7 protein-coding genes are annotated in these 10,788 nt (G+C 67.5%); 4 read left to right on the top strand and 3 right to left on the bottom strand.

Going from position 1 to position 10,788, the window contains the following annotated elements; genetic code table 11:
• Positions 1-199: 199 nt before the first annotated feature.
• Genes EB084_11305 through EB084_11295 form a run of 3 tightly spaced genes read right to left on the bottom strand, consistent with a single transcriptional unit; the run spans position 200 to position 4,815 of the window.
• The gene (locus tag EB084_11305; GenBank protein NDD28841.1) at positions 200-1,486 is read right to left on the bottom strand and encodes a cation-translocating P-type ATPase; all 1,287 of its coding nucleotides are present in this window, start codon (positions 1,484-1,486) and stop codon (positions 200-202) included.
• On the bottom strand, positions 1,426-3,318 hold the full coding sequence (locus tag EB084_11300; GenBank protein NDD28840.1) for a hypothetical protein: 1,893 nt from the start codon (positions 3,316-3,318) through the stop codon (positions 1,426-1,428). The genes EB084_11305 and EB084_11300 overlap by 61 nt, the downstream gene beginning before the upstream one ends.
• Positions 3,319-3,369: 51 nt before the next feature.
• On the bottom strand, positions 3,370-4,815 hold the full coding sequence (locus EB084_11295) for a sel1 repeat family protein (protein ID NDD28839.1): 1,446 nt from the start codon (positions 4,813-4,815) through the stop codon (positions 3,370-3,372).
• Between EB084_11295 and EB084_11290 the strand changes: the two genes are divergently transcribed.
• The 4 genes from EB084_11290 to EB084_11275 all read left to right on the top strand — a co-directional run.
• Positions 4,796-7,483, top strand: a complete 2,688-nt coding sequence (locus EB084_11290; GenBank protein ID NDD28838.1) for a leucine--tRNA ligase — start codon at positions 4,796-4,798, stop codon at positions 7,481-7,483. The genes EB084_11295 and EB084_11290 overlap by 20 nt on opposite strands.
• Positions 7,484-7,573: 90 nt before the next feature.
• Positions 7,574-7,930: a hypothetical protein gene (locus EB084_11285; protein ID NDD28837.1), complete on the top strand. Its 357-nt coding sequence runs from the start codon at positions 7,574-7,576 to the stop codon at positions 7,928-7,930.
• Between the two features lie 146 nt (positions 7,931-8,076).
• Complete coding sequence (locus tag EB084_11280) at positions 8,077-10,467, top strand: TonB-dependent receptor (GenBank protein ID NDD28836.1); 2,391 nt, start codon at positions 8,077-8,079, stop codon at positions 10,465-10,467.
• A gap of 73 nt (positions 10,468-10,540) precedes the next feature.
• Positions 10,541-10,788: hypothetical protein (locus EB084_11275; GenBank protein ID NDD28835.1), on the top strand; the 248-nt coding region annotated here is incomplete at its 3' end.

The raw sequence follows: 10,788 nt of genomic DNA, 5'->3' as shown, positions 1-10,788 counted from the left end.
CAGCGGTGGCGAGTCCCACGCCGTCTGACGCGGCCGAGGCAGCCGACCCGCCACCCGTGCCGCCGCAAGACGTGAGAAACATGATGAGCAGAAGTCCAAGCAGGGCAGCCCCCACCCGCAGCTGTCGTATGGATCGGTTCACGCGCGCGACACCTCCCGTGAGTGGCCCCTGGCTTCTGGTCTGCAGGAGGCTTCTCCTCTATCGCTTCGCGGCGTCACCGAGAACGGGAAGCATCCGCATCGCGCCCCACGTTCCCAGCGCGCCGAGAAGGGATGGCACCCAGTCGTGGGCGCGCAGCGGGGTGAAGTGGCACAGGGTGCTCAGGGTGGGCTGGTAGATGGCCAGGGCCAGCATGCCCGCCACCCCTCCCACGAGTGCCCAGACGCGCGCATCGCTGCGTGCTTCTCCGCGGCTGCGTCGCGGATGGTTGGCCAGCACCAGGGACACGTTGCAGAGGAGCAGGGCGGTGAACGTCATCGTGCGGATGCGGTCGGGGTCGGGCGTGTCAGAGGTGGCGAAGCCGTAGACCAGCAGACAGGCGAGAAGCACGGTGGCGCCTTGCGAGAGCCCACGCAAGACCGCGGTCGTGTCGAAGAGCGACACGTCGGCGCTTCGAGGTGGACGGCGCATGATGTCGCGCTCTTCGGGCGCGCTCTCGAAGACGAATGAGCAGGCGGGGTCGATCACCATCTCGAGCAGAACGATGTGCACGGGCTGGAGAATGAGCAGGCCTTTCCACGCAAGCGGTACCAGCGAGAGACCTGCGATGGGAACGTGCACCGCGAAGATGTAGACGACGGCCCGTCGGAGGTTGTCGAACACGCGTCGCCCGCCCCGAATGGCAGCCACGATGCTCGAGAAGTCGTCGTCGAGCAGCACCAGCGCCGCGGCTTCACGCGCCACGTCGGTGCCGCGCTCGCCCATGGCGATGCCCACGTCGGCGGCGGACAGGGCAGGCGCGTCGTTCACACCATCGCCCGTCATGGCGGTGATCTCGTTGTTCTGGCGCAGCGCCTCGACGATGCGCAGCTTGTGCTCCGGCAGAACGCGGGCGAAGACGTCGACCTCGCGTATGGCCTGTGCCAGCGCTGCGTCGCTGAGTGCGTCGATCTCAGCGCCGATCATCACGTCAACCGTGCGCCCCAGCCCCGCCTGTCGCGCGATCTCGCGCGCGGTTGCGGGGGCATCGCCTGTGATCATCACGGTTCTCACCCCGGCTTCCCGCGCCTCGGCCACGGCTTCTGGCACGCCGGGGCGAAGCCTGTCTTCGAACCCCACCAGCCCAAGCATCTCGAACGAGAAGGCCTCGGGCGCGTCGGGCAGCGGCTCCGCACCGACCTGGGAACGGGCCACGCCCAGCACCCGTTCGCCGCGCGCGGCCAGTGCCTCGAGGTGCTGCACGAGGGTGCTGTGCTCTTCGCTTGTCAGCCGGCAGAGGCGGGCCACGGCTTCTGGCGCTCCCTTCGCGTCCGCCAAACCCGACACACCGCCATTCGTGCACCGCTCACCGGGTAGTCGCGCTCGACATGCCAGTCATCGTGCAGGTGCTCGGTGCCCCCGAGCATCTCGACGCTGCACGCGCGCAGCGCGCTATCGATGGGGTCGACGGCGTCACGATGGCTGGCCAGCACCGCATACTCGAGCACCTCGTGCCAGGGCTCCTCCAGCGCGCACCCGTCGCGCACGGCAGAGGCGCAGTCGAGGTTGTGCAGCGTGCTCACGGTGAGGCGGTTCTGCGTGAGGGTACCGGTCTTGTCGACGCAGAGCACGGTGATGGTTCCGAGGCTCTCCACGGCGGGGATGCGTCGCGTGAGCACGTTCTTGCGGGCCAGGCGCCAGGCGCCCATGGCGGTGAAGAGGGTGAGCACGAGGGGGATCTCCTCGGGAAGCAGCGACATGGCCAGGGTGATGGCGGCAAGGAGAGCGTGGAGCCAGCTGCCTCGCAGGCTGACGTGCAGGGCGAACACGCCGGCGCACACTGCGAGTCCGCTCAAGGCCATGAACCGCACGGCGCGACGGCTCTCGCGCTGCAATCGCGACACCTGCAGCGGGGCACGGCCCACGGCCGCACCGATGCGCCCGGCTTCGGTGCGCGAGCCCGTCTCGAGCACCTGCACGAGGGCCTGGCCGCTCGACACCAGCGTCCCGGCGTAGACGAACGCGTTCGCCCCCCCCGGTCTGGCCAGTGGCGCGCGCCTGTTCCACGCATGCTTGGACACGGGCACCGATTCACCGCTCAGCAGCGATTCATCGATGCTCAGGTGGGTGCTCCGCAGCACCGCCCCGTCGGCCGGAACCCGATCGCCCTCGGCGAGCATCACGAGATCGCCCCTCACCACCTCGCGTCCAGGGATGCGTCTTGTGCTCCCCTCGCGAACGACGCGCGCGCGCGGGCAGGCCATATCGCGCAGGCCCTCGAGCGCGCGCTCGCTGCGGCGCTCCTGCCAGGTGCCGATGCCCACGATGAGCAGCACCGAGCCGAGCAGCATCAGGGCTTCCGCGCGGTCGCCCAAGGCGAGGTAGAGACCCGCGCCCGCCATTAGAAGGCCGATCATGGGCTCGCTCACGATGCGCAGCCCGGTCTGCAGCATGCTTCCCGTTGATGGCCGCGCGATCTCGTTGGGGCCCTCGGTATCGAAGCGCAGTCGCGCTTCGTCCTCGGTGAGGCCGAGAGGCGGGGTTTCCTCTCTGAGCAGTGTGCCCTCGCGCACGCGGTGTTTCACCCAGAAGCCTTCGGTGTTGGACGGGCGGCCAGATGGGTATCGCACTTGGGGCAACCGGCCCCGCGAAGGAGTCACCTCGTGCAGCAGAGCGAACAGAAGACGACGCGTGAGCAACCCGATCCCGCAGCCGCGCAGCAGCGCCAGCTCCAGAGCGCAGAGCGACGTCGTCGCTTGACGGGAACGCTCGTGGCCGCGCTCGGCGCGGGTGCCGCGGGATTCGGCATCTGGCGGGCGATGTCGCGTCGGCGGCAGCGCCGTATCTTGGCCGCGGGTAGCGGGGTTCCCATGGCGCTGCCCGTCGATGAGCTGGCGTTGCGGCGGAGGGTCTCGCAGACCTCGCCGTCGGCCCTGCGCCAGCGGGTTCTCGAAGGGTTCGCCCGAATCGAGCCGTGGCAGTGGCAGGAGGCCTGCGCCGATCTGCTGTTCATCACGCGCGAGAGCACCGGCCATGACGCTGCGTGGGTCTGTCGAGAGGTGGGGCTGTCGACGAGCGCGGCCCTCGAGATGACTGCGGACGATGTGGGCGCGCTGCTGGCCTGGGCGCGTGACGCCCATCCGGACCTGCTGCTCGATGTGCTGGTGCCCCGTCACCATCTGGTGGAGGCGCTGGCCTTCATCGCGGGGGGGGCTCGACCTGAGCCAGGCTCAGTCGATCGGTAGACCGAAGGCCTTGGCCTGGGTGGCGTAGACGGCCGCCCGTTCGGGAGACGGCGAGGTGCCGAAGCCGCTTGCGAAGCAGCGGGCAAGCTGGCCCAGGGCGAGCACGTCACCCCGAGCGGCGGCGTCCTCGAAGTGGCGCAGCGCAGCGGCTGGGTCGCGTGATGCCCCCTGGCCTTTCGCAAGCAGCACGCCTGCCTTGTAGGCGGCGTGAGGCGAGCTCCGGGCGGCCGTCTGCAGCCAGTGAAGCGCCTGTGCGTCGTCGCGTTCGACCCCGCTGCCCAGGGCGTGGCACTCGCTGAGCAGGAAGGCGGCGAGGGCGAGGTGGTCGGCCGCCTGGCGAAGCCAGTCGAGGGCGGCCTCAGGGTCGGGCTCGGCACCGATGCCCCGCAGCAGGCGCAGCCCCATGGCCAGCTGCGATCGCGCAGAACCCTCTCGCGCCGCGCGGCTGAACAGGTGATGGGCCGCGGTCTCGTTGGCCTCTACCTCCAGACCGAGGGCATAGGCCGTGGCCAGCGCGTGCCGCGCCTCGGCGTCGCCTCGGTCGGCCGCGGCGCGGGTCTCCTCGATGTCGCCTGCGTCGGCGGGTGGCGCGAGCGCGCCCGTGGCGAAGAGTCGGTCGAGGGCCAGACGGGCCTGGGTCCAGCCCTTGCGTGAGGCCTGGCGCATCCACATGAGCGCGCACACCTCGTCGACGGGTGCGGCGCGGCCTTCGGTGTAGAGCACGCCGAGACCGTGACAGGCGGCGGGGAACCCCGCGAGTGCGGCGCGGTGCAGCCATCGCAGGGCTTCGGCCTGATCGTCGGGCGCACCGCCGAGCATTGTGATGGCGAGGTTGGTGGCGGCGGCGGCGTCGCCCTGCCCGGCGGCGTCTCGCAACCAGCGCTGGGCCTCCTTCTCGTCGACCTCGACCCCGTGGCCTGTGAGCAGGCACATGCCGAGCTCGTACTGTGCGCTGGCGAAGCCGAGCTCGGCGGCTCTTCGATACCACGTCACCGATTGCGCCTCATCGAGCTTGGCGTAGTACAGCCCGAGGGCGCACATGGCCAGGGGGTGGTCTTGATCGGCGGCGCGCAGCAGCCACGAGAGCCCCTCGGCGTCGAAGGGGGCCACCCCCGTGCCGTTGATGTAGCAGGTGCCGATGCTGTACTGGGCGTCGGCAACGCCGGCGATGGCGGCTTCGAGGAAGCGGGCGGCGGCCTCTTCATGGCGCTCTTCGCTGGCGAGGGCCAGCCCTTCGCGGTGCAGGGCCTCCGGGTCTTTGTTGGGGGACGGATGTGTCACGCGGGAGGGGGTTCGCGCCCGAGCCGCGGCTTCCTCGTGGGGGGGCGCTGTCGAAGGGTTCGCACTGAAGGCGACGAACTCGCACCTTTCCCATCTCTTCACACAGCCTGCCACACGGAGAACCATCGCGATGCAAGACACCGCCCCCACCCCGAATCCCTCCGCCGGGCACGTCGACCAAGACGCCCGCGCCGACCGCTACCCCTTCGCCGAGATCGAGCCGAAGTGGCAGGCGCGCTGGGAGGAGGCGCAGCTCTATCGCGCGTCTGACACCTCCGACAAGCCCAAGTTCTACGCCCTCGACTTCTTCCCGTATCCCTCGGGCGCGGGGCTCAGCGTGGGGCACTGCCGCAACTACATCCCCACCGACGCGGCCTGTCGCGCCATGGCGATGAAGGGCTACAACATCCTCCATCCGATGGGGTGGGACGCCTTCGGCCAGCCGGCCGAGAACGAGGCCATCAAGCGCGGACGCAACCCGCGCGAGATGGTCGACGAGTACGCCGCCACCTATCGTCGCCAGATGAAGCTCATCGGCATCTCGTACGACTGGAGCCGCGAGATCAACTCGTCGTCGCCCGAGTACTACAGGTGGACCCAGTGGTTCTTCTTGTACCTCTACAAGCGCGGTCTCGCCTATCGCTCGCACGCGCCCACCAACTGGTGCCCCAGCTGCAAGACGGGACTGGCCAACGAAGAGGTGAAGCTGGGGCACTGCTGGCGCTGCGGCAGCGTGGTCGAGAAGCGCCCGATGCCGCAGTGGTTCTTCAAGATCACCGCCTATGGCGATCGCCTCATCAGCGGGCTCGACACGGTGGCCTGGCCCGAGGGCATCAAGCACATGCAGCGCGAGTGGATCGGACGCAGCGAGGGGGCCGAGGTCGACTTCGCGGTGGCGTCTGATACCAGCAAGAAGGTGCGGGTCTTCACCACGCGTCCCGACACGTTGTATGGGGCCACGTTCATGGTGCTGGCGCCGGAGCATCCGCTGGTGGCCGATGTCACCACCGATGCGCAGCGCGACGCCGTCGAGCAGTACCGGATCACCGCCGGACGAACCAGCGACATCGATCGCATGGCGGCGGATCGCAAGAAGACGGGCGTCTTCACCGGTGCGTACGCCATCAATCCGCTCACCCGTCAGCAGGTGCCCATCTGGATCGCCGACTACGTGCTGATGGGCTACGGCACGGGCGCCATCATGTGCGTTCCCGCGCACGATCAGCGTGACTTCGAGTTCGCCAAGGCCTTCGATCTCCCCATTCGCCTCGTCTACAAGCAGGCTGATGGCGTCGACGCGGCGAGCCTCACGCACGCGGCCGTCGACGGCACCGAGGTCATCGACAGCGGTGCGTTCACCGGCATGACCTGTCCTGCCGGCAAGAGCGTGAGCGAATGGGTGAAAGAGACCGTCGTGCCGGCGTTCATCAAGCAGCTGGTGGCCGAGGGTCTTGGCGAGGCGCGGGTGAACTACCGCCTGCGCGACTGGCTCATCAGCCGGCAGCGCTACTGGGGGGCGCCCATCCCCATCATCCACTGCCCGAAGTGCGGTGAGGTGCCCGTGCCCGAAGACCAGCTGCCGGTGCGCCTGCCGGATGTCGAGAAGTACCAGCCCAGCGGCACGGGCGAGTCGCCGCTGGCCACCATCCCCGGATTCGTGAACGTGTCGTGTCCGACATGCGGGACAGAGGCGCGTCGCGAGACCGATACCATGGGCGGCTTCGCGTGCTCGTCATGGTACTTTCTGCGGTTTTGCGATCCGCACAACGACAAGGCTCCGTTTGATGCCGAGAAGGCGCGCTACTGGCTGCCGGTCGACCTCTACGTGGGGGGCGCCGAGCACGCGGTCATGCACCTGCTGTATGCGCGCTTCTGGACCAAGGCCATGCACGACGGCGGCCTCATCGACTTCGACGAGCCGTTCCAGACGCTGCGCAACCAGGGCATGCTGCTGGGGTGGACCCCCGGGCGACGCCCCGTGGGCAGCGAGGCCAACGAGGAGGCCGACGAGAGCATCGTCGACTGGGTGGTGCTGCGACCGGAAGAGCGCGCGGGCTTCCCCGAAGATCAGATCATGTACCGCTGGGTGAAGATGTCGAAGTCGTACGGCAACGTGGTCACGCCAGACGAGATGGCCGAGCAGTACGGCGCCGATGTGCTGCGCGTGTATGAGCTGTTCGTGGCCCCCTTCGAAGATGCCGTGCAGTGGAGCAATCAGGGGATGAACGGGGCGGCGCGCTTCGTGAACCGTGTGTGGCGCCTCTATGGAGAGGGGCTTGCGCGCTTCAAGGGCGACTGGGCGGCCCGCATCGCAGACGTTGGCGGTCCGACGCACGAGAAGATGCGTCGCAAGCTTCACCAGGTGCTGCGCAAGGTGGGCGACGATCTGTCGAGCTTCCGCTTCAACGTGGGTCTTGCTGCACTGATGGAGCTGGTGAATGAGGCCGTGCCGTACTTCGGCAGCGCTGACGCTGACGACGACGTGTGCAGCGAGGTCATGGAGCTGCTCTGCCTCATGCTGGCTCCCGTGACGCCCCACATGTGCGACGAGCTGTGGAACCGCATGGGCAAGCCCGGGTTCACGTGGAATGCCACCTGGCCCGCGTTCGACGAGAAGGTGGCGGCTGATCCGACGCGCACCATCATCGTTCAGGTGAACGGCAAGCTGCGCGACAAGATCGAGGTCGAGGCGGGCACGCCAGAAGACGCGGTGAAGTCGCTGGCGCTGGCTTCGGAGAAGGTGATTTCAGCCCTCGAGGGGCGCGCGCCGAAGAAGGTTGTCGTGGTTCCGGAGAAGCTTGTCAACATCGTGGTGTAGGATCTTGCACGGCCGAACACTCTCTGCTATGATACGCGCGTTCCTGCCCGGCTCGGGCAGGCGTTCACACTTCCTCAGGAGCGCACCCCAGTGATGCTGCACGAGACGCCACGGGCAACCCCGCCCCGGCGCCGCGCTGGCCGCGAGGCCATCGTGGGGCTTCTCGTGCTCTTCTCGTTTCTGGTGGCCCTGTTCCACGCCCACGATCTCCCGCGCGGTCCGGAAGACGGCGTCACGCGTGTCTCCGCCACGGTACACGTCGCGGGCGACGGCGCCGTATGCCCCACGTGCACGCTCATCGGCGGTGCCGTCATGGCTGGGTGCCTGGCGCTCACAGGCTGCGCGCTACACGTCGCGCGCGTCCACGATGTCTGCTGTCTGCCCGTGCGCTGGCTTGCGCGCGCTTGGAGTCGCGCCCGCGCACCCCCTTTCGCTGTCGCTGCTTGAGGTCTGAACGGCGTCTCTGGTCTGCCCCGTCTGGGCACTGCATAGGCGCCTACCCATCCGGCATGGTGAAGCGGTGAATCCGTCCTGGCGCAGGTTTCCCTTGCGCCTGTAGACGGCTCTCGCACGCGTGTCGGCCTTCCTCGCAAGTGCTGTCTTGCGAGTGCTTCAGCATCGGGAGCGTCATGCGCATCAGGGTCTTTCTTCTCGTCTTGTTGTTCTCCATGTTGTCTGCCACCGTCGCGTCTTTCGCGGAAGGCGGCCAGGTAACCGTTTCGGTGCGATCTGCCAAGGGTGTGGTCATCTCCGGCGCCACGGTCCGCCTCCAGGATCGCGCGAAGAAGCGTCCGCCGCTGTCTCTCTCGTCTGACGGGCAGGGAACGGCTCGCTTCGAAGGTGTCTCGCCCGGCGACTACATGGTCGAGATAGCGCATCCCGACTACGAGAACGATGTCGGCACGGTCACGGTATCGCCTGTCACACCTGCGTCCTACGAAGCCGCGCTCGATCCCAAGGGCAAGGAGATGGTCATCAAGGTGCGGGCAGATCGTCTCTTGATCGACACCCGCAAAGCCACCGGCAACAGCCAGGCGGGCGCGTCTCGAGCCATCAACCAGCAGAAGGGGAGCACGACGGTTCAAGACGTGGCATCCACCACCGCCGGCATCCAGTCCGACTCGCTGGGCCAGTTCCATGCGCGCGGCGAGCACAAGGGGGTGAGCGTTGCGGTCGACGGTGTGAGCGTGCCCGTCACCACCGAAGACGCCACCAGCCAGCTCATCGATCCCCGCTTCCTCGAGTCCATGGACATCCAGACCGGGTTCTTCGATACCAGCGTGGGGGGGCAGCTGGGGGCCGTGGTGAACGTGTCGACGAAGGAAGGTGGCGAGAAGCCGTACGTCGAGTTCGTTCCCCGCGCGGGAACCTACGGCACGGTGGAGGGTCTGCTGCGCGCGGGCGGCTCGAGCAAGAGCGGCGATCTCACCTGGTTTGTCGGAACCGCCTACGGCGCCACCGACAACAAGCTCGAGCCCGTGTCATCTGTGGGGCAGACGCTGAACAACCGCGGCGCCGACACGAGCGCGCTGGTGCGGGTCTCGAAGAAGACCGAGACCGACACCCTGGGGCTGACCCTGTCGTACTCGAACGGCCGCTATGGCGTGTCACAGACCCCCCAGAACTTCGCCGCGGGCGTTCGCCAGCAGCAGAACAACGTGAGCATGCTGGGGGTCCTCTCCTGGAAGCGGGCCATGGCCGACAACGCCGACTTCCTCTTCGGCCTCTCGTATCTCAAGAGCCGCGTGAGGGTCACCAACAACGGGGTCTTCACCCCGTTCACCACCATCTCGGATGCGCTCAGCCCGGAGCTTGCGGCCAATGGCCAGCCGGCCGACCCTGAGAACCCCGGAGCCCCCTACCTGCCCAGCACGACCCTCGACATCGTGCAGGTGCAGCCTTCGGTGGAGTTCGACTTTCGCATCGCCCCCGAGCATACGTTCAAGATGGGTGCTGCAGCCGACTTCATGCACTCCCGTCAGGTGGTCGACGTCATTGACGCGGGTGGCGGTGGGCAGCTCCCGAATCCCAGCGCAGACCCGGTGGCCCCCACGCGCTTCACAGCCGACGTCTCGCGACCGGGCGTCATGGGCGGTGCGTGGTTCTCCCACACCTTTCCGGTGAAGGACTTCGCCGTCGTCAACTGGGGGGTGCGCGCCGATGGGTTCGACAATGGCGCGGGTCTGCGCACGGGTGCGGTGGGGCCTCGTGTCAACGTGGTCATCCCGGCCTCCGACACCGCTGCGCTCCGCTTCTCGTACAGCAATCTCTTCCAGGCGCCTCCCCTCGAGATCGACCCCACGGGCAGCACAACGGTGTTCCCGCAGCGGTCGAACGTGTATGAGGCGAGCTATGAGTTTCAGCCGGCAAAGTTGATGAGCGGACGTGTGGCGCTGGTCTACAAGGACTTCCACAACCAGGTCGACGTGGGGTTGCTCATCCCCAACGCCACAATTCCCATCTTCGCCCCGGTGAACTTCGAACGGGCGTTCTACAAAGGGGTCGAGGTTTCGCTGAGCACCCAGAACCCCCTCGGCTGGAACGGCTTCCTCTCGAGCACGGTGGGGCTGTCGCGCCCCACCGCCCCCGGCCCGTTCAGTGATGAGCTGCCCCACTACAACGATCACGATCAGCGGGTGCAGGTCACGGGGGGCGCTTCGTACGCCTGGAAGAATGGCTGGTCGGCCTCGGTCGACGCCCTCTACGCCAGCGGCTATCCCCTCGAGTTCGTGCCCCTCTACAATGCAGTGGGCATCGATCCGTTCGGGCTGGTGGGGAGCCGTCACAGCCGCTTCATCACCAATCTGCGCATCGGCTTCGTGCCTCGCGGCGCCGATGGGAAGCCCATTCACGGGCTGTCGTATGGGATCTCTGTGCAGAACCTGTTCGATAACCGATCGGTTCTCAACTTCCTGAGCGAGTTCTCCGGCACCCGATGGGTGCAGGGGAGGCGCATCCTGCTGAACGGCACCTTCCGCTTCTGAGGCGCGCGTTCTGAATCGACGTGGCACGCGACCGCTTCTCAAGCGATCGACGCCAACACACAAGGAGAGTCTCATGATCGAGATGCTGAAAGGTCTTCTGGCGCAGGGCGGCGTTTTCATCGCGCCGCTGCTGCTGGTCTCGGTGATGGCCGTCGCGGCCGTGATCGAACGGGTCGTGTTCTTCGTTGGTCTCGAGCGCGGAGGAGAATCGTTTCGCGCCGAGCTGCGCGAGCACATCAAGAAGAATCAGGTCGAGATGGCCGTGCGATGGCTGCGAGGGCTTCGAGGGCCTGTTCCGGTGACCGCCCTTGCGGCCCTCGA

The sequence above is a fragment of the Pseudomonadota bacterium genome (genome assembly GCA_010028905.1).
Lineage (GTDB): Bacteria > Vulcanimicrobiota > Xenobia > RGZZ01 > RGZZ01 > RGZZ01.
The sequence above is the reverse complement of the archived record's forward strand: the minus strand, read 5'-3'. Positions and strand labels throughout refer to the sequence as shown.

Bases quoted from the DNA above. Each gene is read 5' to 3' on its own strand.
- EB084_11300 (NDD28840.1), bottom strand. From the start codon at position 3,318: ATGGTGACGGGGCACCAGCACATCGAGCAGCAGGTCCGGATGGGCGTC.
- EB084_11290 (NDD28838.1), top strand. From the start codon at position 4,796: ATGCAAGACACCGCCCCCACCCCGAATCCCTCCGCCGGGCACGTCGAC.